The organism is Jiulongibacter sp. NS-SX5 (assembly GCF_052828545.1).
Map to the genome: position 1 here is coordinate 2,943,765 of NZ_CM128248.1, position 22,249 is coordinate 2,966,013.

At 40.0% G+C, this 22,249-nt stretch carries 19 protein-coding genes and 3 tRNA genes; 11 read left to right on the forward strand and 11 right to left on the reverse strand.

Translation table 11 applies throughout. The features are described from left to right. Together ACUXV0_RS13085 and ACUXV0_RS13090 are read left to right on the forward strand one after the other, a co-directional pair. On the forward strand, positions 1-1,149 hold the full coding sequence (locus ACUXV0_RS13085; RefSeq protein ID WP_446190012.1) for an aromatic ring-hydroxylating oxygenase subunit alpha: 1,149 nt from the start codon (positions 1-3) through the stop codon (positions 1,147-1,149). After that, complete coding sequence (locus tag ACUXV0_RS13090; RefSeq protein WP_446190013.1) at positions 1,149-2,492, forward strand: NAD(P)/FAD-dependent oxidoreductase; 1,344 nt, start codon at positions 1,149-1,151, stop codon at positions 2,490-2,492. The genes ACUXV0_RS13085 and ACUXV0_RS13090 overlap by 1 nt, the downstream gene beginning before the upstream one ends. A 7-nt stretch (positions 2,493-2,499) precedes the next feature. On the opposite strand, the gene lgt is transcribed toward ACUXV0_RS13090, so the two are convergent. Beyond that, a complete protein-coding gene (lgt, locus tag ACUXV0_RS13095) occupies positions 2,500-3,321 on the reverse strand; it encodes a prolipoprotein diacylglyceryl transferase (RefSeq protein ID WP_446190014.1) in 822 nt (273 codons plus the stop codon). Positions 3,322-3,555: 234 nt separating this feature from the next. Between lgt and argC the strand changes: the two genes are divergently transcribed. Together argC and ACUXV0_RS13105 are read left to right on the forward strand one after the other, a co-directional pair. Beyond that, complete coding sequence (gene argC, locus ACUXV0_RS13100; protein ID WP_446190015.1) at positions 3,556-4,524, forward strand: N-acetyl-gamma-glutamyl-phosphate reductase; 969 nt, start codon at positions 3,556-3,558, stop codon at positions 4,522-4,524. Positions 4,525-4,543: 19 nt separating this feature from the next. Continuing rightward, a complete protein-coding gene (locus tag ACUXV0_RS13105) occupies positions 4,544-5,677 on the forward strand; it encodes an aspartate aminotransferase family protein (RefSeq protein WP_446190016.1) in 1,134 nt (377 codons plus the stop codon). Positions 5,678-5,919: 242 nt separating this feature from the next. Here ACUXV0_RS13105 and ACUXV0_RS13110 read toward each other — a convergent pair. Both ACUXV0_RS13110 and ACUXV0_RS13115 read right to left on the reverse strand, forming a co-directional pair. After that, positions 5,920-6,005, reverse strand: a tRNA-Leu gene (locus ACUXV0_RS13110). Between the two features lie 55 nt (positions 6,006-6,060). Further along, positions 6,061-6,133: transfer RNA gene (locus tag ACUXV0_RS13115), tRNA-Gly, on the reverse strand. 114 nt (positions 6,134-6,247) lie between these two features. On the opposite strand from ACUXV0_RS13115, the gene hisIE reads away from it, so the two are divergent. Genes hisIE through ACUXV0_RS13130 form a run of 3 tightly spaced genes read left to right on the forward strand, consistent with a single transcriptional unit; the run spans position 6,248 to position 7,570 of the window. Then, a complete protein-coding gene (hisIE, locus tag ACUXV0_RS13120; RefSeq protein WP_446190017.1) occupies positions 6,248-6,850 on the forward strand; it encodes a bifunctional phosphoribosyl-AMP cyclohydrolase/phosphoribosyl-ATP diphosphatase HisIE in 603 nt (200 codons plus the stop codon). 1 nt (position 6,851) lies between these two features. Then, entirely contained in the window at positions 6,852-7,190 is a 339-nt protein-coding gene (locus ACUXV0_RS13125; protein ID WP_446190018.1) for a phage holin family protein, read from the forward strand. Beyond that, the gene (locus ACUXV0_RS13130) at positions 7,187-7,570 is read left to right on the forward strand and encodes a hypothetical protein (RefSeq protein WP_446190019.1); all 384 of its coding nucleotides are present in this window, start codon (positions 7,187-7,189) and stop codon (positions 7,568-7,570) included. Before ACUXV0_RS13125 ends, ACUXV0_RS13130 begins: the two co-directional genes overlap by 4 nt. Here ACUXV0_RS13130 and ACUXV0_RS13135 read toward each other — a convergent pair. The 8 genes from ACUXV0_RS13135 to ACUXV0_RS13170 all read right to left on the reverse strand — a co-directional run bounded on the left by ACUXV0_RS13135 (position 7,567) and on the right by ACUXV0_RS13170 (position 17,159). Further along, on the reverse strand, positions 7,567-9,018 hold the full coding sequence (locus ACUXV0_RS13135; protein ID WP_446190020.1) for a cellulose synthase family protein: 1,452 nt from the start codon (positions 9,016-9,018) through the stop codon (positions 7,567-7,569). The two genes, ACUXV0_RS13130 and ACUXV0_RS13135, sit on opposite strands and share 4 nt — an antisense overlap. A 1-nt stretch (position 9,019) precedes the next feature. Continuing rightward, positions 9,020-9,706 (reverse strand): glycosyltransferase family 2 protein, encoded by a 687-nt coding sequence (locus ACUXV0_RS13140; RefSeq protein WP_446192813.1) that lies wholly within the window; start codon positions 9,704-9,706, stop codon positions 9,020-9,022. A 61-nt stretch (positions 9,707-9,767) separates the two neighbouring features. Beyond that, complete coding sequence (locus ACUXV0_RS13145) at positions 9,768-10,808, reverse strand: energy transducer TonB (protein WP_446190021.1); 1,041 nt, start codon at positions 10,806-10,808, stop codon at positions 9,768-9,770. Next, the gene (locus tag ACUXV0_RS13150; protein ID WP_446190022.1) at positions 10,809-12,281 is read right to left on the reverse strand and encodes a S41 family peptidase; all 1,473 of its coding nucleotides are present in this window, start codon (positions 12,279-12,281) and stop codon (positions 10,809-10,811) included. A 68-nt stretch (positions 12,282-12,349) separates the two neighbouring features. After that, positions 12,350-13,555 (reverse strand): DUF2130 domain-containing protein, encoded by a 1,206-nt coding sequence (locus ACUXV0_RS13155; RefSeq protein ID WP_446190023.1) that lies wholly within the window; start codon positions 13,553-13,555, stop codon positions 12,350-12,352. A 1-nt stretch (position 13,556) separates the two neighbouring features. Next, entirely contained in the window at positions 13,557-15,440 is a 1,884-nt protein-coding gene (locus tag ACUXV0_RS13160) for a mucoidy inhibitor MuiA family protein (protein ID WP_446190024.1), read from the reverse strand. Positions 15,441-15,501: 61 nt separating this feature from the next. Then, on the reverse strand, positions 15,502-16,359 hold the full coding sequence (locus ACUXV0_RS13165) for a fumarylacetoacetate hydrolase family protein (RefSeq protein WP_446190025.1): 858 nt from the start codon (positions 16,357-16,359) through the stop codon (positions 15,502-15,504). Positions 16,360-16,382: 23 nt separating this feature from the next. Beyond that, positions 16,383-17,159, reverse strand: a complete 777-nt coding sequence (locus ACUXV0_RS13170; RefSeq protein ID WP_446190026.1) for an SDR family NAD(P)-dependent oxidoreductase — start codon at positions 17,157-17,159, stop codon at positions 16,383-16,385. Positions 17,160-17,309: 150 nt separating this feature from the next. On the opposite strand from ACUXV0_RS13170, the gene ACUXV0_RS13175 reads away from it, so the two are divergent. From ACUXV0_RS13175 to ilvB, 4 genes are all read left to right on the forward strand, one after another. Further along, a tRNA-His gene (locus tag ACUXV0_RS13175) sits at positions 17,310-17,385 on the forward strand. A gap of 151 nt (positions 17,386-17,536) precedes the next feature. Continuing rightward, positions 17,537-18,352, forward strand: a complete 816-nt coding sequence (locus ACUXV0_RS13180) for an enoyl-ACP reductase FabI (RefSeq protein WP_446190027.1) — start codon at positions 17,537-17,539, stop codon at positions 18,350-18,352. Between the two features lie 458 nt (positions 18,353-18,810). Next, on the forward strand, positions 18,811-20,496 hold the full coding sequence (ilvD, locus tag ACUXV0_RS13185) for a dihydroxy-acid dehydratase (RefSeq protein ID WP_446190028.1): 1,686 nt from the start codon (positions 18,811-18,813) through the stop codon (positions 20,494-20,496). Positions 20,497-20,503: 7 nt separating this feature from the next. Next, entirely contained in the window at positions 20,504-22,246 is a 1,743-nt protein-coding gene (ilvB, locus tag ACUXV0_RS13190) for a biosynthetic-type acetolactate synthase large subunit (RefSeq protein WP_446190029.1), read from the forward strand. Positions 22,247-22,249 lie beyond the last annotated feature (3 nt).

Consider the following 22,249-nt stretch of genomic DNA (forward strand, 5'->3'; position numbering starts at 1 on the left):
ATGGACGATTCCTCTCAATTTTTAAAAGCGATTATTCCGAACGAATACTATTTTTCGGAAGATATTTATAAGGCAGAATCTTCATCGATCTTTCAAAACAACTGGTACTACGTCGGTTTAACCAGTGATCTTAAAGAGCATAATGATTTTATAACTCATGAGATAGGGGATAAGTCGGTGGTCATTCAAAACTTTAAAGGAGAACTAAAGGCTTTTCATAATGTCTGTACTCACAGATTTAATAAAATAAAGAGTGAGAAAGCAGGGAATGGCCCACTAGCATGCCCCTATCATAATTGGAATTATAATAAAGATGGAATTCCTTTTGGCATTCCATTAAAGAAAGAATTTCAAGGTCTGGATAAAGAATCCTTGAAAGAGCTCTGTTTACCTCAATTTAAGTTAGATACATGCGGCAGTTTTGTTTTTGTGAATGTTTCAAATGATGCCCCACCTTTAAACGAGTACTTGGGTTCTGCTTCTGAAAAATTGCTCGAAATAAGCTCAATGTTAGGAAGAAAAGCTGAGCATTATGAAATAAAGAATAAGGCTAATTGGAAGATTGTGGTAGAAAACACCCTAGAGGGTTATCATATCTCTTCAGTTCATCCAGATACCTTCCTTAAACAAGGATTTAACCTAAAGTCATCTGTAGATTTTACGAATCACGGTCATCATACCGATATGCTACTGCACTTATCAGAGTCGGCTCAAAATGACAAAAAAAGAGAGAGGTTTCATAAGTTGGTGAAGGATAGGCCATTTCAGCCTGATGGGTTTTATCATCTGCTGGTTTTCCCAAACCTATCTATAGGGTCATTATTTGGAGTTACAGCCTATATCGGATCAATTCGACCAGAGGGAGCTAGTGAGTCAGTGTTTGACTACGATTTATTTGAAACTAACCTGGGAGAAGGAAGGCTTGTTGACGAAGCTCTCTCAGAAGTACTTAAATATTCTTCAATTGAATTCACAAGAACCACACTGTCTGAGGATAGAGAGATTTGTGAGAATGTTCAACGGGGAGTTCAACAGACAGGGAATGATAAAGGGGTTTTAAATTCTTCAGAAAAAAGAATTTGGGATTTTCAGAATACATATATGAAAGTTATAGAACAGGATAAAACAGTCGCGGAAAAAGAGTTATGATGGAAAAGAAATTAACTATTGTAGGTGGAGGAATGACGGGCCTTTCTGCAGCTTACTTAGCTGCAAAAGATGGCTATAAAGTGACAGTTTTAGAGGGGTCGCCTAAAGTAGGAGGACTGCTGAATACATTTGAAATCGGAGGGAATCAATTAGAGCATTATTACCATCACTTTTTTACTCAGGATGCCGAATTTCACTGGCTTTTAAAAGAGTTAAACTTGATGGATTCGGTGGAGTATCATAAGACCACGATGGGTGTATTCAGGAATGGCAAAATCTATAATTTCAATGGCATTATGGATTTACTGAAGTTTAAGCCAGCAAATCTTTGGGATAAGTTCTTGTGGGGCCTGAGTACACTCTATTTGGGTAAAATGGTGAAGTGGGAGGACAAAGAAGATGTGGCTACACTAGACTGGTTTTATAAATATGCAGGCAAAGGGATGACAGATGCTCTTTGGAAGCCCATGCTGAATATAAAGTTTGGTCCTTATGCAGATAAAGTACCCTTGGCCTGGATGATCGGTAGGTTAGCCCAGCGACTAAATTCAAGATCTGGTGGAGATGAAAGGTTAGCCTATATTAAGGGTAGCTGGAAAGTTCTTCTCGACAGAATGCTTGATGAATTAAATAAACTCGGTGTAGTGGTCAAGACCAATGAGCCGGTTGACGAACTACTAATTGAAGGTGGTAAAATTGAGGGAATACGAACCTCAAAAGAAACGTATTCGGGAGGAAAGTATCTTATAACTATTCCTTCTGTCTATTTTGAAAAAGTAAGAGGGTTAAATCCGACTTTTGGTGGAGAGGGTGTAGAATACTTTGGAGCTGTGTGTACGATTCTCGAGTTGAAACACCAATTCAGTGATATTTATTGGATGAATGTGGCTGATGATGGTTATCCGTTTGGAGGAATCATTGAGCATACCAATATGATTCCAAAGGAAGAATATAACGGTTCGCATATCCTGTATCTTTCACGCTATTTTGCCATGTCTGAAGATTTAGTAGACATGTCGGAAGCTGAAATAAAAGAAAGGATGATTCCGCCATTAAAGAAAATTAATCCGGACTTTAGTGAAGATTGGATTAAGGATGTTCACGTCTTTAAAACCAACACTGCGGCAACTGTCTGTGACTTGAACTTCTCAAAGAAGGTGCCTTCTTGTCAAACTGACGTTGAGGGCCTATATGTAGCCAATATGGCCCATATCTATCCAGACGAAAGAAGTACAAACAACTCCATAAGAGTGGCAGCCGAGGCATGCACGGCAATGGGAATTAACACCGATGCTGTACCTTATGGTGCTAGCCTCTCGGGAAAAATTGGTTTCAAGAAGTAGTGTCTGCTTAGGCTGCAGGTTTTAAGCCTCTTTTGAGAGCTCTGCTCAAAAGGAAAATGCCGAATGCTACCATCGGTATGCTTAGCCATTGACCCATGTTTAAAGCCATGCCTTCTTCAAAGTCAACTTGATTTTCTTTAAGGAACTCGTAGAAGAATCGTAGAGTAAATATCCAGATAAAGAATAGTCCAGACAGTAATCCGTCTGGAAGCCTTTCTTTGTATTTATTCCAGATGCTGTACATGATTACAAATAGTAAGAGGCAGCTAAGAGATTCATAGAGCTGAGCAGGGTGTCTCGGTACTTGCGAATATTCAAAGTTCTGTTTAAAGACAAAAGCCCAAGGTAAATCGGTAGCCTTGCCAAGTATTTCTGAGTTCATCAAGTTTCCAAAACGAATGAAAGCTCCTGTTAAAGCTACAGCAACCGACATTCTATCCAGGAGCCAGAAAAATGGCTGATCAGGACGTTTTCTTGCATACAACCACAGTGCGAAAACAATACCAAAGCCACCACCATGACTAGCAAGCCCAGCATATGGTGGAATCAGCATTTCCATGATAAATTTCACCGGATCTTCAGAAAAGTGATTGCCTTCATAAAATACATAGTGGCCAATTCGGGCACCTAGTACTGTTGAAATAATCATGGTCAAAAGAAGTGGATCTAAGTCTTTCTCAGGTTTACCTTCTGTTCTGAAAATACGGGTGAAAACCAGATAGCCTAATAAAAATCCTCCGGCAAAGCACAGGCCATACCATCGTAGTTGAAAGCCCAGAATTTCAGTGATTATTGAATCTACGTCCCAGATTATTTCGGTGAGTAGCATAAATGCGTCGTTGTTTTGAGTAGGTAAAATTAGGTCTTTCTTTATAAAACGAATTAAAAACCTTGCGTTTCTTCAAGCCATTCTAGAATTTTGCGAAGCATTATGAGCAATAGTCAATTACATACTTCATCAATTACGAAGTTTACGCTTCGACGAATCTGCCGTGTCTAATCATTAGATGCGGTCAATTTCTTTTCTACTATTTACTATTCATTTGACTAAACAAATTCTTCAATGCAAAGCATAAAAGTTGGGATAATAGGCGGTGCCGGATACACAGGAGGCGAGCTGCTAAGAATTCTTATTCACCACCCACAAGTTAGTATTCAATTTGTGAATTCTCAAAGTCAGGCAGGAAAGGCGGTTTGGGAAACACATAAAGACCTTTTCGGCGATACAGACCTTCGATTCACTTCTGAATTTCCTTTTGAAAAAGTCAATGTCATTTTCTTGTGTTCAGGTCATGGTCAATCGGTAAAATTTCATGAAGAACATGATTTGCCGCAGGATTTAAAGATTGTAGATCTTAGTACAGACTTTAGAGATGAAAGCAATGGCTTTACTTATGGTTTGCCAGAACTTCAAAAGGTGAAAATTAAGGAATCTGGCAAAATTGCCAATCCTGGTTGTTTTGCTACCAGCATTCAGTTGGCATTATTGCCTTTGGCACATTCATCATTGATAAAAGAAGATGTTCATGTGAGTGCGATTACCGGTTCTACCGGAGCCGGACAAAAATTGAGCCCTACCGGGCATTTCAGTTGGAGAAACAGTAATGTTTCTGTGTACAAAGCTTTTACCCATCAGCATTTAAAGGAAATAGGTCAAAGTTTAAACTCACTACAAAGTGACTTTGATCATTCAATTCATTTTATCCCTTATCGCGGTAATTTCACGAGAGGGATCATGGCAAATGTGTATACTCGTTTCGAAGGTTCTCTAGAAGAGGCTTATTCACTTTATCAAAAGTATTATGAGGATGCTCCGTTTACACATATAACTGAAAACACGCTTGACCTCAAAATGGTAGTAAATACCAATAAGTGTATCATTCAATTGCAAAAGGAGGGAGATATGCTTTTGGTCACGAGTGCCATAGATAATCTGGTCAAAGGAGCCTCAGGTCAGGCCGTTCAGAATATGAATCTTATGTTTGGTCTACCAGAAGAAGAAGGCTTAGGTCTTAAGTCAGCAGGGTTTTAAATTTTAATAATTGACTACAATGATGGATACGTTTAATGTATATCCGGTTTATGATATTAATCCTGTTAAAGGCTTAAAATCTGATATATGGGATGATAATGGAACGAAGTACCTTGATTTATATGGAGGCCATGCGGTGATTTCTATTGGGCATTCTCATCCAAAATATGTTAAAGCCATAAGTGAGCAGGTGGGTACCCTGGGCTTTTATTCGAACTCTGTTCAGATACCGCTTCAGAAGAAACTGGCCGCTAAATTGGGAGAGATGACCGGGCTTCAGGATTATCATTTGTTTCTGGCCAATTCAGGTGCCGAGGCCAATGAAAATGCTCTAAAATTGGCTTCTTTTCATAACGGGCGGAAAAAGATCATTTCATTTAAAAAGGGTTTTCATGGTAGAACGTCAGCTGCCGTAGCGGTAACGGATAATCAGAAAATTAAAGCACCTATCAACTTTGACGAACACGTAGAAATTCTTGAATTCAATAATGTTGAGGCTGTAAAAGCTGCTATTGATAATGAAACTTGTGCTGTAATAGTAGAAGGGATTCAAGGGATTGGCGGTATACACGTGTCTACCGATGCTTTCATGACAACGATTAGAGAAAAGTGTGATGAAACTGGTGCTGTATTTATTCATGACAGTGTACAGTGTGGTTATGGCAGGTCTGGCCGATTTTTCTCTTATGAGTATTCTGGAGTAAAGCCAGATATCATCTCCATGGCTAAAGGTATGGGAAATGGTTTCCCGATTGGGGGTATTCTTATATCTCCGAAGTTTGAAGCCAAATACGGTATGTTAGGTACCACTTTCGGTGGTAATCACCTGTCATGTGCTGCGGCTTTAGCTGTTCTGGAGGCAATTGATGAAGAAGGATTAATTGATAATGCTGCAAGTTTAGGAGAATACACCATAAATGAGCTTCAAAAGATTGAAGGAATTAAAGAAGTAAGAGGGAAAGGTTTGATGATTGGGATTGAGCTTGAAGAGCCTGTGAAGCCAATCAGAGAGGCATTACTCTTCAAGGACCATATTTTTACCGGAGTGGCGGGAGCTCATATTATTCGTTTATTACCTAATCTGGCGGTTGCCAAGGAGGAAATTGATCGTTTTTTAGTGGCTTTTAAGAAAAGGCTGGAGGAGCTAAAATAATACTTTATTGACTTGATAATCAATGATTATGGTTGGTAAAGTACTATATATATACAAATGTAAATATTGAACTAGATTAATTTATCCTGTTTTGAATATTAATTGCTAACTTGGAAATAATCCAAAAAGTAATGTTCGGTCAGAACAGACTTTTTCTGGGGTTAAACTCTTCTAGATTTTGATAGAGGGTAATAGCTAAGAAAATGAAAAAAGCTCCTGAAAAGGAGCTTTTTTGTTTGAAGTACCGGGGACGGGGGTCGAACCCGTACGAGCGTTTCGGCTCACAGGATTTTAAGTCCTGCGTGTCTACCAATTCCACCACCCCGGCGGGTGGGATACCCTACTGAAAAAAAAAGCCCCGTTTGAAGGGAGCTTTATTTTCGAGCAGAAGACGGGTCTCGAACCCGCGACCTTAACCTTGGCAAGGTTACGCTCTACCAACTGAGCTACTTCTGCTTGCAAATGTGGGTGCAAAGATACTTGAAGGTTCTTATTTGTCAAGAGATTTTGTAAGAATTTTTCTTCTTTTCTTTCTGCCTCTTGTACTTTTGCAGGCATACAAGAAAGCATATGGATAGGAAACCTAATTTCTCAAAAAACGCAGACGGATTGTTACCTGCTGTTATTCAGGACCAATGGACCTTAAAGGTACTCATGTTGGGCTACATGAACCAGGAAGCGTTCGATAAAACTTTGTCTGAAAAAAAAGTCACATTTTTTAGCAGAAGCAAAAACAGACTTTGGACCAAAGGAGAGGAATCGGGTAACTTCCTGAATTTTGTTGATGCCAAAATCGACTGTGATGAGGATGCCATTTTGATTACCGCTAATCCTGTGGGGCCTACTTGCCATACCGGCGATGATACTTGCTGGAAAGACGAGAATAACGGTAAAGTAGGCTTTCTGGAGCATTTGAGAAAAACGATCAAAAGCAGAAAGGAAAATCCATCTGAGAAATCTTATACCACAAGCTTATTTAATAAAGGATTAAATAAAGTAGCTCAGAAAGTAGGCGAGGAAGCGGTAGAACTCGTAATTGAAGCTAAAGATGACAACAAAGAGTTATTTCTTGGCGAAGCAGCAGATTTGATGTATCACTATCTTACTTTACTTGAAGCCAAGGACATTGCCCTTGATGAAGTCATCGATACTTTGATTACTAGACACAAATAAGATGACAAATTACATTATTAGACTTTTGCTGGTAGGCTTGGTGGTTTATCTCATTCCTCAAATTCTACCAGATATTCAGGTAGCGAGCCTTACGTCTGCAGTTATCGTTGCTTTCGTAATGAGTTTGCTGAACACTTTTGTGAAGCCTATTCTTACCTTGCTATCATTACCTATTACAATTCTCACACTCGGCCTTTTTTACTTTGTAGTGACTGTGTTTATAGTCTACGTGTGTGATACCATCGTTGGTGGTTTTAAGGTGCATGGTTTCTTACAGCCTTTAATATTTAGTTTTATTCTTTCATTGGTCAATAGTGCCGTAGGTTCATTTCAAAAATGAGGTATTTCATTCTCTCTTTCCTGATGCTCGGGTTGATATCATGTGCATCTGATCCTTTTGAAATTAGTAAAGATATAGATCTTGAAAAATTCAAGTCAGACAGGGGGGGATGTTTAAATCATCGTTCTGGAAGTATTGATGATCTAAAGGCTATCAAAGATGAAATACTGACTCATTCTGAGAATGAAGTTCTGGCTACCTTCGGAAGATATGATTTTCAAATACTGGATAAGAAGAACCAGAAAGTCTTTGTCTATTATTTAGAGGAAGGGCCACATTGCGAAGCCATTCAAAACGAATCTTCTGCTACTACAATGGCCATCTATTTCAATGCCGTCAGTTTGGCAAAAGAGGTGACCTTTCAAATAGGTATTCCTTAACTCCTTAGGGCGTGCTTGAAGGTATAGAATACCACAAGACTGTAGCCTAGTACTACCATAAAATGAAAGGGTACCATACCCCAAAGGTTCTTGCTGATGTCAAGATACAGCATGAAAGCGAATAGAATAGCCACAGCGGCTTCTATCCATGTTAGTAGCCCAATCTTACGTACAGAATAGACATTGCCCCTCCAGGAGTCTTTTTTGTTGGTTACATTAAACTTTGGTGTTCTTACGAAAGGTGTTTTTCTGCCGAGGTAGCCCTCTATGACGGCAATGGAATTATGCAATGAGAGCCCCATCATGAATACCAGAAAGAGGAAGAATTGCTTTGCAAAGGCTAAAAGACTTCGATTTTTATTTCTAAAAGCCAGCCAGTAAAAGGAACCGAGAATTAACCAATTGATCTGAAAGAGGAGAGTGAGGTTTATAAATCGGTGGAAACGTGAAAAAATATTGGTGTTTAGCACCAAAGGGATACTGGTAATAGCCAAAGCCAATACACTTAAGAAGATGGAGCTATTGAGAAGGTGATAAAAGCCATGAAGTTTACTGGTCAAAGGCATATTCTCAGAACGAAGGACTTTTTTGGCATTCTTAACGAAGCACTCTGCACCACCTTTCATCCAGCGGTACTGTTGAGATTTTATGGCTGGCAAGCTAACCGGTAACTCTGCTGGTGATGGCAGACTTTTAAGATAGTTGAATTTCCATCCTTTCAGCTGAGCCCGGTAACTGAGGTCTAAATCTTCAGTTAAGGTGTCTGGAGACCAGCCGCCGGCATCATAAATGGTTTCTTTTCTCCATACGCCTGCTGTTCCATTAAAATTGATGAAATGTTGACCCGCCGATCTTCCCGTCTGTTCAATATAGAAATGTGCATCTAGTCCAAAAGCCTGGAGTTTTGTTAATAGGGAGTAGTCTTCATTTATATGAGCCCAGCGGGTTTGAACCACACCAACTTTACGGTCCTTAAATACCGGAATGCTTCTTTTAAGGAAGTCGGTTTCAGGGATAAAGTCTGCATCAAAAATGGCAATAAATTCTCCTCTGGCTATTTCTAAACCATATTTTAAAGCTCCCGCTTTGTAGCCTGATCTGTCTGCTCGCCTGACCAGATTAAGATCAAATCCTTTCTCAGAATATTCTTTAACCTTTGATTCCAGAATTTCAGTGGTTTCGTCATTGGAGTCGTCAAGCAACTGAATTTCTAACTTGTCTTTTGGATAGTCAAGCTGAGTAATAGCATCTACCAAACGCTCTGCTACATACTTTTCATTAAAAAGTGGTAGCTGAATAGTAACCTGCGGCCATTCGTTGATATTCGCAGAGATCTCCGGCTCTTTGTATTTGAAATGTGAAAAAATAAGACTTGCCTGCATCAGGCAATACCCAAAAATAAGGGTCAATGGAATGAGATAAAGTATGATGAGGACAACTTCACTCATATTATGATAAGGCGTATTTAAAAATCCATGAGAGAATCTTATAACCTGCCAGTACGGTTCCTTTCACCGTTCCAGACACTTTTGATTTACCAATTCTCCTTTTATAATTGACAGGTACTTCTGTTATTTTAAGCCCGTTCTTTGCAGCCTTTAATTGCATTTCTACTGTCCAACCATAGGTTTTGTCCTCCATGTTTAGTTTTTGAAGTGCTTTCCAGCGGATAGCCCTGAAAGGACCAAGGTCAGTGTAAGAAACATTGAAGAAGAGTTTGATAAGTCTGGTGGCTAGCCAATTTCCAAAAACCTGTTGTGGAGTCATGGATCCATTTTCTTTTTGACCCAAAACTCTGCTACCAATCACCATGTCTTTTTGCTCTGCAATAATTGGTTTCAATAGCTTAACCATTTCCTCAGGGTAATCTGAATAGTCAGCATCCAGGAAAACAATTATTTCAGGATTCTTAGTGGCAGCATATTCCATTCCTTTCAGGCAGGCATAGCCATAGCCCTGCCTAGGCTCGTCCAGAACAGTGGCTCCAGCATTTTTAGCCACAGCAGAGGTGTGGTCACTGGAGTTATTATTGACCACAATAATTTCTTCAACACCCGCAGGAATTTCCAGTATGACCTTATCTATGGACAAAGCCTCATTAAAGGCAGGAATAATTACAAAAACACCTTTTGGTATCAAGGTTTGGGAGCTAAAACTCAGTTTGGTTTATCGATGTATGGGCAAGTTACGATAAATCTTAGTTAGTAGTTTCAGGCGTGTAGTCTTCGCAGTAGGTATCGTACAGAGTAAAAGCCTTTTGCTGATCTAAAATTTTCAACTGATGATAGTCTTTGCAGGCTCCATTCGTATTTTTTCTGTAAATGTTAGCTGCGGCTCTCAGATAATAAGCTTCTATCAAGTATGGGTCATTATCAATGGCTTTGTCAAGATAGTAGATGGAAGATTTGTAGACTTTTTCACCGAAATAGTACTTCCCATATGATAGATACTCTTCTGCTACTATTTTTTTGTTTTCATCTGCAGGGGGTGTGTTATTGACTTTGGTGTAACCCAAATCAAAATTATACTCTACTTCACAGTTTACATTTTCACCCTGATACTTTGCTGGCAGCCACTTGCCTTTGGTCTTTTTGACCGCTGCAATAAGTCTATTGTCAAATTTGGTATCTGAGCTGGCAACCATTCTTAGGCCTTCCATTTTGCCATCTTCCGTGATGACAAATCGTACTACAAAACCACCCTTTTTGTATTCCGGAAAACGGAAGTCTGAGAAGATCTTGGTCATGGCACTCATGTTAGGATGAATAAACTTCGGCTCTACCACATCAGGTTGGTAGATGTAAACCAGGTCTTCGTTTTTGGCAAGGTAAGTCTGAGGAGTGGTACTCAGATCATAGATCGGCTTATAGAGGAATTTTATGGTTAGTGGCTCTACATCTTCAGGTTGGTTTACCTGAACCAGTTCTAGGATCGGATGATCCAGACGAGCTACTTTATAATGCTGGTTTCTGTAAGAGATGGTGCTATCTGCAATGCGGTAACGTTGCACAGAGTTGATGCCATCTAAGGAAACTATTAGGCTATCATGACGAAAATCCAGCAAAAAGCTGGATCTCGTCACTGAAAGATCATATACAGGACTTCCGTCCTCCAGAGTTACTTCATCTTTTATCCATTCTCCCTGAAGGGCATCTTTGAGCCCTTGCTGGGCATTGGCCGCCAGGCTTAGGAGTGATGTAACAAGTAAAAGTGAAGCGGCTTTAAATTTTCTTTTCATTTAACGTTTGCTCAGGTAATCAGCAGCAAAGCTAACCCAGTCAACCTCATTGCTTGGTACCTTAACGTCTGGCTTGATACCCTTATTATCGATATCCTTGCCTCTCATACTTTTAGCCATGCCCAGAGCTAGTCTCCAGCCATATGCCGGCAGACCCCAGTCTCTTACTTCGATGTAATCGGCAAGACCCTTGGTACGGGTACCCATGATGATGGTTTTGCTGCTTTGCTTGGCTTCTAAAGTAACACTTTCTGCTGTACTTGCCGTGTTTTCATTCACCAGAATTGCCACTTTTTTAGGGAATTCTGTTGGCTTCACGTATTGGAAAACCTTGTCTGGCCCTTGTACATACTCACCTGGCTTACTCTTCATAAGCGAGATCACCTTATTTAATTTTGGAGCTAAAATTCTCTTGAATTTAGGATCACCTTGTATTGATTGAAGCTCATGACCTAGTAATACAATGTTCTCTTCAGAAGATCTGAAAAGTCCGCCTTTTCTTACGATTGGCTTATCAGCAATATATGGATATAATGCTGCAAATGCGTTTTCGTTTCCACCTGGGTTATTTCTCATATCCACTATCAAATTTTCAGTAGAGCTGATCAATGGGCTGTATTTAGTTACCATTGACATGATAACATCATCTGAGTCATACATGGTGAAAGGAGGTAGTGTTATCAATACCGTTTTATCGTCAATTTGCTCTACACGGTAGTCAGGAAGTCTGGTTAAAATATCCATGTTATTGACCTCTTCTTTTGGCTCAGGATAAACCTTTTTCAATTTATAAATTCCTTCAATAACCAGGTAGTTTTTAATCTTACGAGCAAACTTAGTTTCTGAGGTAAAATCAAAATACCTGTATTCAGCCTCGAAGTGATTGTCGTAAAGCTCACTAAGGGTAAACTTAGATTTTCCGGCAGTCCAAAGTTCGTCTTTGGCTTCCATTAAGAAAGCGTTGAATTCTCCTTTGCCATTGTTTAACACACCAAGGCGGTAGTTGCTATCTTCAGTTTCCCATATACCTACCAAGTCATGATGATTAGACTTGCTATCTAAGAATTTTCTGAACTGATCTTCATTCCTATACTTTACTGAACCTACTCTGGCCGCTCTTTTGGCTCTTTCTTCTTCAGGCTCAGGTTTTTGATACGGATTCGGGATATTGATAAACAAGTGGCCGTCTTCAAAGAATGAAAGCCAGTCATTCATCATGAAATAACATTCGGCAGGTTCGTTTACGTTACGTACTCGCTCTCTGGTTTCTTCAGTAAGTTTGGCGAATTTCTTTTTGGCTTTGCTTGAGGATAATTTCTCATGCCAGCCGGCGTAGTTGTTTTCAATTTTTTCGTAGGCATCTTCAAATACCAACGTACACTTACTTTTAGGCTTCTCTGCCTGCTCGTCCTGAGCAATCGTAGTGTTTAAACTTAATAGGGCAGCACCTATTAGGAAAGTAATTTTTTTCATCTTAGGACACGTTTTAAATGATCTTCGATGAAAGCCTCTCTAATATTGTGCCAAAAATTTAAACTCGTTTAATCTTCATCGCCTTCTGGTAATTCAAGAGATTGGATGGGAGAGATGGCGTTCCCTGCAATTCCTTTAATGCTGCCATACATATCAATGGTATTACCAATAACCTTTTCTATTTGAGCCTCACGTTCTTTCCAGATTCTTTGCATGGCTCTTTTTTCTCGATCCAGCTCACTCTTCAAGTTTGAGAAACCTTCTACAATGGCCTCCATTTGCTGTTTAAACTGACTACTGGTAAGGAAGTTATAAAGTAGCCCCATTTTGTCAGCTTTATTTTCGTTGACAGATTTAGCTTGTTGTGATTTGATCAAAATTTCTCTCAACACAAATACCAAACTTTTCACTTCATGAAATCCGCAAACCCAAACGCCTTCTTTTTCGCCAAAACGTTCCATGTCTTTTGGCATTGTTTGGGTAACCAGTACGGCTATTTCAGCACCCGTTTCTCTTTGGTCATTTTTTAATTTTTCTATCCAGTCGCCTCCCCAGTTTTGTGTTCTTTTACTTTCAAAGATGATTTTTCCGCAGATTTGCCCGAATTCATTCATCACCGTTTGGATAGCATCAGCACCTCTTATTCCTTTTTTTACTTCTACGATCTCATCGTACGGGAATGTTCTTTCCAGAATGGATTCAATTTCCAGTTCCTGTATTTCTCCTTGAAGCTGCATAGAGCCTTGCTCGGCTTTGCGTTGCATCTCCTTCACCAGGTTCATTTGGGTCTCCAGTTTTTTCTCGTATTCTTTTTTGACCAGTTCAAATTCCTGATCTTTTTTCTTTGTGGCCATTTCAGCAATGGCAGCCTCTTTTTCCAGGAACTCTTTTTGAAGCCTTATTCTTAGCTCTTCCTGACTAGACTTTAATTCGTTTTCTTTTTTGAGTAGCTCCAGTTCTTTCTTTTGAGCATCCAGAATTAACTTTTGCTTATGTTCATTGTCTTCCTGAAGAGCCTTTAGCATAGTAGCATTTTTTTCATCTGCTCTTTTCTGGGCCTCAGTTTGGGCTATAGCCCACATCTTTTTTTTCTCTTCCTGCTCAAAACGGGCTTTTTCTTCCTGAAGCTGTTTTTTGTATTGTTCCAGCCTCAATGCGTTTTGCTTTTCCTGATCCTCAATCCTTTTCTTGAGTTCTATTTCCATATGTTTTTGAAGTGCCTCGCCGGCATCAAAAATATGTCCACAGTTTGGGCAGGTTGTTTTGTTTTGCATCTTATTCAGTAATATATCCGTCTTTCGGGTATTTAACGTGGTACCCAAGATTAAATGTCTTATTTGTGTTTGGTGGAACGGTAGTTTTCCAGTTTACGGTTCCCGAGGTGTCATTGATAGTGGCACCTTTGGCTTCTTTATCAAAAACCTCCACCTCTTTATTTCTACTCAATGGAAACTGATCAATCACTTTTAAGTCAATGGCGGTACTTTTTGTATTTCTAACAAGTATTTCGAATTGAAAAGACTCTTCAATGTCGTTACCCAAAATTTTATTTTTTGCAGAGCTTTTGAGTAGTTTTCTGCTTACAAAAACGCCAGGATCTTTCCCTAGTGAAATATTTAAAGTGTCTGATGTGGGAAGCTCCAGGTCAATTACACCCAGGAAAGTCCCTTCTGAATAAATGCTCGCTTTGCCTGGCATTAAGTTCAGCGACTCCCAATCGGTAATACTGGCATTTACAAAAACTGATTGCTCAATTTTTGGGACCGCTACATGTTCAAAATACGCGGGTATCTGTAACTCTTTTAGATCAATTGACCGTGTTTTACCGCTTGATTCTAAAGTGGTTTTATTAGCCAGAGTAAATTGAAGTGAAGTAGGTGCTTCCTCTTCAATAATGAGTTTCTTCAATTCTTGTCTTACGCTTAATGCTGAAGATCTATCTCTTTTGATGTTCGAGGTGGGCATAGATTTTTTATGCATTTTAGCGTAACCCATAACCACAACTTCTTCTAATGCGTTAGTGTCTTCATTAAGTTTGATTGTAGTGGGGATTTCTTTAGCATTTAAGGTTAATGGAGTGAATCCAACAAAACTGTAGGAGATGAAATTGTTTAGGTTTTGTCGGTCGGGTGGTATGGTTATAGAGTAATAACCGTTTTCATCGGTGGTTGTGCCTAGAGTAGTCTCTTTTAGAATAATTGAGACTCCACGTATAGGTTCATTTGAACTTTCCTCCACTACGAAACCCGAGATTTGTCTATTGGAGGTGGAGTAGTTCAGCTCGTCATTTGGTTTAGAATAATCATTTGGGATTCCCCAAACCCAAGGTTTTATTTCTGGGAGATTAGCCTTGGCATTTGGCATCAGATTATTGAACGTCAAATTGACATCATTCCAATTTTCACCTGTGTACTGGTAAACCTCTGCTTTGTATAGCAACTGAATGGGTAAGTTGAAGTCATTTGCTTTAATATCATAGGTTGGGCTCCAGCCGGCATTGGGTGTAAAGTATGAAATTTCAATTTTTTTGTCTTCTAAGTCATTTTCAGAATATATGGTAAAAAGAATTTCTGAGAGCCGATTACTCTGCTCTATCATAAGCTTGTTCAATTCTTTGTTCAGATCTCTTATGCGATCATCGAATGTTTCAAGCTTTTGAGAAATTTGATTCTTTTTCTCCAAAATCTCCTGCATTCTACTTTTGAAAAAATCAACCGTATTTTTCAGGTCTTCCGGCTTCATTCCAGAATAGGTGCCACCTACTTTTTGATTACTCAGCAATAGTTTTTCTTCACGCTCAAGAACCGTGAGGTCTATTTTTAATTGGCTTTTTTCTTCAATTATGGTATTGATCTCTGTTTTTATCGCTGTATTTCTTTTTTGGATTTCAGGGTTCCTTAAAAAGGAAGTTTGAAAACTTAGGTCAGAAATATTGAGGTCATTATCAGAAAGGTTGATCTGGATACTCTCAATGCTTATCTCATTGGAAATGCCCGGTAGAACGAAAGGATTATCCCCCTTTTTAAGATCGGTAACTACTTCTCTAAAGACCTGTGCCCCTTGAGGATAGATATTGACCTTCTTGACTTTAGATTCCAGGTTTGATTGTGCCCAGGCGAAAGATGGGAGGAAGAGTAGGAATAGTTTAAAGAATCTCATATCGATAGTTGTGTTAGGTGAAAAACAGCTCTCAAGAATAGAGTTCTTGAGAGCCTTAATATTATCCTTTATAAGCTTCGGCTGTTTGTTTTTGAACGCCAAGGCCGTCAATGCCTAGTTCAATGACATCACCTGTTTGTAAGTATTGAGGAGGATTAAAGCCTAGCCCAACACCGGCAGGTGTTCCTGTAGAGATAACATCGCCAGGAAGTAAAGTCATGAAATTGCTCAGGTAACTGATGGCTTCGTCGATATAGAAAATCATATCGTCTGTGTTGCTATCCTGAATGACCTCACCGTTTCTGCTCAACCAAAGTCTTAGTTTATGAGGATTGGGTATTTCATCTTTTGTAGCCATGAAAGGGCCAAGTGGAGCAAACGTGTCGTTTGACTTTCCTTTTACCCATTGACCTCCTTTTTCCAGCTGATATTCGCGTTCGCTGTAATCATTATGAAGACAGTAGCCCGCTACATAATCGTAGGCCTTTTCTTTTGAAATGTACGAGGCTTTCTTTCCAATGACCACAGCAAGTTCTACCTCCCAGTCAGTTTTTTTAGAGCCTTTTGGGATAATGACATTATCATTCGGTCCGCATAGTGCGGAGGTAGATTTGAAGAAAATAACAGGCTCTTCTGGTTTTGCCATGCCTGACTCTTCGGCGTGTTTGGCATAATTAAGGCCAATACAAATGATTTTGGATGGTCTGGCAATACAAGGCCCCAACCTTACATCTTCTGTAACCTGAGGACACACAGCATTGTTTTTTTTCATCCATTCTGTGAGTTTGGAAGGGCCATCTTCAGCAAAAAACTTTTCGTTATAATCTTCTACAAATGCTGAGACATCCCACATTTTGCCTGAATCATCCAGCAAGCCTGGTTTTTCTTGACCTTCTTCTCCAAATCTGATAAGTTTCATCGAGTATCTTTTCTTTAATTTAATTATGGTGTATTTAATTTGACAAAGCCCCCATCTATGAGGTAGTCTGTTCCTGTTAAGAAAGCGGCTTCATCTGATGCCAAATAAACGGCCATGGCAGCTACTTCAGCTGGTTTGCCCATTCTGCCTATGGGTTGAGTTTCTGATAATTGTTGAAAGACTTCAGCTTCTTTTCCCGGATACTTTGAAGCAATAAACCCGTCAACAAACGGCGTGTGTATTCTGGCTGGTGAGATACTATTGCATCTGATATTTTCTTTTACAAAATCTTTGGCGACCTGCATGGTCATTGTATAGACAGCACCTTTAGCCATTGAATAGGCGAAACGGTCAGGAACCGCCACCGTAGCTGCTACTGAAGCCAAGTTTATGATGGAACCACCACCGTTCTTTTTGAAATGAGGAATGACACAATGGATGCAATTGTATACACCTTTGATGTTAATGTTGTAGATTTTATCGAGGTCCTCTTCGGTAGTTGTTTCAGCTGTGCCAATATGAGCAATCCCAGCATTATTGACCAAAATATCGATGGCCTGTACCTGATTGATTTTATCAATGGCTTTTCTGACCTGTGCCTGTTTTGATACGTCAACTTTATGAATATAGGCTTGTCCGCCGGCGGCAATAATGAGATCTGCCTCTCTTTCTGCCTGATCCATATTTAATTCAAAAATATGTACTGTAGCTCCCTGCTTGGCAAAACTTCTTGAAATCTCGAGGCCAATACCACTAGCTCCGCCGGTTACAACGGCCACTTTATTATCTAGTCTAAACATTCTTATTCATCAGGATTAAATGTGGATGCAATTTAAAGAGGAAAAGAACAAAAAGATCATGTCAAATAGAAGATGTGATTTTGCTTAATTTTTACCCTTTTTGTTTTGTAGATTATATTTAATGAGTTTACCTTTGCACTCCATTTACACGGAGGTTGTAGCTCAGCTGGTTAGAGCACCTGATTGTGGTTCAGGGGGTCGTGGGTTCGAACCCCATCTTCCTCCCTCCTGAAAAGCCTGATTCGAAAGAGTCAGGCTTTTGTGTTTTAAGGGTTAATGTGAATTCAAGAATGAGAGGATAGTCAATCTTTTGAAGGACTTCAATTGAGTCTCTACAGAAATCTCTACTTTTGCAGCAAACAATCAATCAATATTCTATGTCTAACGGTTTACTTCAAGGTAAAAAAGGGATAATTTCTGGTGCATTAGATGAAAATTCAATCGCCTGGAAAACGGCAATCAAAGCTCATGAGCAAGGTGCAGAAATCGTTTTAACGAATGCTCCAATCGCTATGAGAATGGGTAAAATCAATGAATTAGCAGAGCAGGTGAAAGCTGAGATTGTTCCTGCAGATGCTACCTCAGTAGAAGATCTGGAGAACCTGTATACAAAGTCTACTGATATTTTAGGCGGTAAGCTTGATTTTGTTCTACACTCAATTGGTATGTCACCCAATATTAGAAAAGGTAGAGCGTATGGCGATCTGAACTATGATTGGTACATGAAGAGTATTGATATCTCAGCGTTGTCTTTTCATAAGTTTATGCAGGTAGCTGAAAAACAAGATGCTTTAAATGAGTGGGCATCTATAGTGGGCTTGTCTTACATAGCGGCACAGAGAACATATCCGTTCTATACCGATATGGCTGATGCTAAAGCCGTGTTGGAGTCTATAGCCAGAGGGTTTGGGTACAGACTGGGTAAAGCAAAAAATATTAGAGTAAACACTATTTCTCAATCGCCTACACCTACTACCGCGGGTTCAGGTATTGGTGGATTTGATTCTTTCTTCGACTTTGCAGAAAAGATGTCTCCATTAGGTAATGCTACAGGTGAGGATTGTGCAAATTACATCGTATCCTTATTCTCTGATTTGACAAAGATGGTGACAATGCAAAACCTTTATCATGATGGTGGATACTCAAGCACCGGTATCTCAGAAGAGATTATTGATATGATGAAAGGGGAGTAAAAACAATATATTATACTTTATGAATGGCGAGGTGCAGAAATGTACCTCGCTTTTTTATTGGCAAATAGTACCGTTGGGTAAATAAAGTTGCCTCAACAATACCGCTCGATAACTAATGCACTTTTTGTCTAAGGTGCGGCACGCCAATTGCAATTTTAGTCACCGAAATGATTTTTTTACTTTTTACTAAGTCTACACACTCATCAACACAAATTATACTTTATAACAGGTCGAAATTGTTTAATCAACAACTGAAAATCGAAAATGAAATGGCTGCCTCAGGGTGGCCATTTTCATTTGTCGACCAAAAAAGTCATATCTAATCTTTGAAAAGCAATACTGCTTGAAATTTAACGACAAATATGTTCTCAATGCTTTGGAAATTATGAGAGCAAATCTATTCTTTGTATCGAATTTTGAACAATTAGCGAATATTCGCAAATAGCGTATCTTACAAAATGGCAGAAAAACTAAACAAGTTTAGTAGTACTCTTACTCAAGAAGTCAGTAATCCGGCTGCACAGGCAATGCTCTATGCTATTGGCCTTACAGAAGATGATATGAAGAAGCCTCAAATTGGTATTGCAAGTACCGGTTATGAAGGTAATCCTTGTAATATTCACTTGAATGGCCTTGCGGCCCATGTGAAAAAGGGGATTCAGTCTAACGATATGGTCGGTCTTGTGTTTCATACCATTGGGGTATCTGACGGGATGACCAACGGAAACGATGGTATGAGTTACTCGCTGCCAAGTAGAGATATTATTGCTGACTCCATAGAGAATGTAGTTTCTGCTCAATGGTACGACGGTGTAGTGGCCGTGGTAGGTTGTGATAAAAATATGCCGGGTGCTATTATGGCAATGGCTCGTCTTAACAGACCAGCTATAATGACTTATGGTGGTACGGTGAGATCAGGTAACTGGAAAGGAAAGAAACTGGATATTGTTTCTGCTTTTGAAGCTTACGGTCAGAAAGTGGCAGGTACAATTTCGGATGAAGATTATAAAGGAGTAATTCAAAACTCTATTCCAGGTCAGGGAGCTTGCGGAGGTATGTACACTGCAAATACCATGGCTTCTTCAATTGAGGCAATGGGGCTTAGTATGCCGTACTCATCATCTTACCCAGCTACGCATGAAGGCAAAGTGAAAGAGTGTGATGATTTAGGTAAGGCTATGAAAAATCTTTTGGAGAAGCAGATTCTACCTAGAGATATTTTAACAAAGAAGGCTCTTGAAAATGCCTTGACTATTGTAATGGCCTTAGGTGGATCGACAAATGCGGTATTGCACTATATGGCTATTGCACATTCTGCAAATGTGGATTTGACGTATGACGATTGGCAGAGAATTTCTGATCGTACGCCTTTCATAGCTGACCTGAAACCATCAGGAAAGTACTTCATGGAAGACATCCTTTCTCTTGGTGGAGTGCCGGCCATTATGAAATACTTGCATAAAAAGGGTCTGATTCATGGAGATTGCTTGACTGTAACCGGAAAAACAGTAGCTGAAAACTTAGAAGATGCTCCTGATATTGATTTTGAAAGTCAGGATATCATTAGGCCAATCGAAAAACCAATCAAGTCGACAGGTCACCTGCAAATGATGTTTGGTAACCTGGCAGAAAATGGTGGTGTAGCTAAGATCACTGGTAAAGAAGGGACCAAGTTTGAAGGTATAGCCAAGGTCTGTGATAAAGAAGAAGACATGTTAGATGCCTTTGCCAAAGGAGAAATAAAAGCAGGTCAGGTAATTGTGATTCGTTATGAAGGTCCTAAAGGAGGACCCGGTATGCCGGAAATGTTAAAGCCGACCTCTGCAGTAATGGGTGCAGGACTTGGAGATAAAGTTGCCCTGATCACTGATGGACGTTTCAGTGGAGGTACGCATGGTTTTGTGGTCGGACACATCTCACCTGAAGCTTATGATGGTGGAGCCATTGCCTTGGTAGAAGATGGAGATAAAATCACAATTGACGCTGAGACCAGAGAATTGAAACTACATGTTTCTGATGAAGTTTTAGCTGAGAGAAAGAAAAACTGGAAGCCGCTTACTCCTCCTTTTGTGGAGCATGGGGTTTTAAGAAAATACATAAAAAACGTTTCGCCGTCTCATGAGGGCTGCGTAACAGATAAATAGAAAGATTATGGCAACAGCAACAAAAAGCATTGGAGTAGAGGATTTGACAGCCACTAACGGGAAAGCCCTTACTGGTGGACAGGCACTCATGGAATGTCTATTGGCTGAAAATGTCGATACTATTTTTGGTTACCCTGGTGGTGCCATTATGCCAGTCTATGATGCCCTTTATGATTACATGGACCGTATCGAGCATATTCTGGTACGTCATGAGCAAGGTGCCTCGCATGCTGCTGAGGGCTATGCACGTAGTAGCGGTAGAGTTGGTGTTTGTATGGCTACTTCCGGGCCTGGTGCTACCAACCTTGTAACGGGTATCGCTGATGCTATTATTGACTGTACGCCAATGGTGGCTATCACAGGTCAGGTTGCCTCTTCTCTGCTGGGAACTGATGCCTTTCAGGAAACTGATGTAATCGGGATTACTGCTCCTGTTTGTAAATGGAATTATCAGGTAACTAATGCCGATGAGATTCCAGAAATTATGGCGAAGGCTTTCTACATAGCTCAGGCTGGAAAGCCTGGCCCTGTTTTGATTGATATCACGAAGGATGCTCAGGTAGCTTTAATGACAAAACCATTTAGTTATAAAAAGGTAGAAGGTCTGCCGGGTTATCACCCGAGGATCAAACCTAAAATGGAGCAAGTGGAAAAGGCAGCGGAGCTGATCAATAATGCGAAGAAGCCTTACATTTTGGTAGGTCATGGCGTGTTGATTTCTGAAGCCATGGATGAGTTTAGAGCCATGGTAGAGAAAGCTGATATTCCGGTAGCCAGTACACTTTTAGGTCTTTCAGCTTTGTCAATAGAGCATCCAAACTATATGGGTTGGTTGGGTATGCACGGTATGTATGCTCCGAATGTGATGACTGATGAGTGTGATGTGTTGATAGCCATTGGGATGCGTTTTGATGATAGGGTGACTGGAGATGCCAGCCTATTTGCGAAGCAAGCCAAGATTGTTCACATAGAAGTGGACCCTGCTGAAATAGATAAGATTAAAAAAGCAGATGCTCCAGTGGTGGGCGATGCCAAAGAAGCTCTGGCTATGCTTCTGCCATTATTAGAGCAAAAAGAAAGGTCTGACTGGAAACAGGAGTTTAGAGATCTGGAGCCTGCTGAGATTGCCGCTGTAAACGACCGCGATTTTGCGATGCAAGACAAAATCAAAATGGCGGAAGTGGTGAAAATGGTTTCTGATAAAACCAATGGTGAGGCTTGTGTAGTGGTAGATGTAGGGCAGCACCAGATGGTGACAGCCAGATACTATGACTTCAAGAAGCCACACTCTTATATAGCTTCTGGTGGACTAGGGACAATGGGTTTTGCTATTCCTGCAGCTTTTGGGGCTAAAATGGGTGCTCCGGACAGAGATGTTATTGCCTTTATAGGTGATGGATGTTTCCAGATGACTATTCAGGAGTTGGGTACGATAGCTCAAAGTGGCAAGGCTGTGAAGATGATCATTTTGAACAATAGCTTCCTGGGTATGGTACGTCAATGGCAACAATTGTTCTTTGACCGCAGATACTCTTTTGTAGACTTAGAAAACCCTGATTTCATTACCATTGCTAAAGGCTTTGGCATCCCGGGGCATACTTGTAAAGAAAGAGAAAACCTAAGTGACTCCATCGATACATTACTGAATACAGAAGGTTCATACTTGCTGGAAGTCATTGTAGAGAAAGAGGAGAATGTATTCCCGATGGTGCCGGCAGGTAGAAGCGTTTCAGAGATCAGATTGAAATAAGAG

Coding starts and splice junctions, on each gene's coding strand:
- ACUXV0_RS13085 (WP_446190012.1), top strand. CDS start 1: ATGGACGATTCCTCTCAATTTTTAAAAGCGATTATTCCGAACGAATAC.
- ACUXV0_RS13090 (WP_446190013.1), top strand. CDS start 1,149: ATGGAAAAGAAATTAACTATTGTAGGTGGAGGAATGACGGGCCTTTCT.
- lgt (WP_446190014.1), bottom strand. CDS start 3,321: ATGCTACTCACCGAAATAATCTGGGACGTAGATTCAATAATCACTGAA.
- argC (WP_446190015.1), top strand. CDS start 3,556: ATGCAAAGCATAAAAGTTGGGATAATAGGCGGTGCCGGATACACAGGA.
- ACUXV0_RS13105 (WP_446190016.1), top strand. CDS start 4,544: ATGATGGATACGTTTAATGTATATCCGGTTTATGATATTAATCCTGTT.
- hisIE (WP_446190017.1), top strand. CDS start 6,248: ATGGATAGGAAACCTAATTTCTCAAAAAACGCAGACGGATTGTTACCT.
- ACUXV0_RS13125 (WP_446190018.1), top strand. CDS start 6,852: ATGACAAATTACATTATTAGACTTTTGCTGGTAGGCTTGGTGGTTTAT.
- ACUXV0_RS13130 (WP_446190019.1), top strand. CDS start 7,187: ATGAGGTATTTCATTCTCTCTTTCCTGATGCTCGGGTTGATATCATGT.
- ACUXV0_RS13135 (WP_446190020.1), bottom strand. CDS start 9,018: ATGAGTGAAGTTGTCCTCATCATACTTTATCTCATTCCATTGACCCTT.
- ACUXV0_RS13145 (WP_446190021.1), bottom strand. CDS start 10,808: ATGAAAAGAAAATTTAAAGCCGCTTCACTTTTACTTGTTACATCACTC.
- ACUXV0_RS13150 (WP_446190022.1), bottom strand. CDS start 12,281: ATGAAAAAAATTACTTTCCTAATAGGTGCTGCCCTATTAAGTTTAAAC.
- ACUXV0_RS13155 (WP_446190023.1), bottom strand. CDS start 13,555: ATGCAAAACAAAACAACCTGCCCAAACTGTGGACATATTTTTGATGCC.
- ACUXV0_RS13160 (WP_446190024.1), bottom strand. CDS start 15,440: ATGAGATTCTTTAAACTATTCCTACTCTTCCTCCCATCTTTCGCCTGG.
- ACUXV0_RS13165 (WP_446190025.1), bottom strand. CDS start 16,359: ATGAAACTTATCAGATTTGGAGAAGAAGGTCAAGAAAAACCAGGCTTG.
- ACUXV0_RS13170 (WP_446190026.1), bottom strand. CDS start 17,159: ATGTTTAGACTAGATAATAAAGTGGCCGTTGTAACCGGCGGAGCTAGT.
- ACUXV0_RS13180 (WP_446190027.1), top strand. CDS start 17,537: ATGTCTAACGGTTTACTTCAAGGTAAAAAAGGGATAATTTCTGGTGCA.
- ilvD (WP_446190028.1), top strand. CDS start 18,811: ATGGCAGAAAAACTAAACAAGTTTAGTAGTACTCTTACTCAAGAAGTC.
- ilvB (WP_446190029.1), top strand. CDS start 20,504: ATGGCAACAGCAACAAAAAGCATTGGAGTAGAGGATTTGACAGCCACT.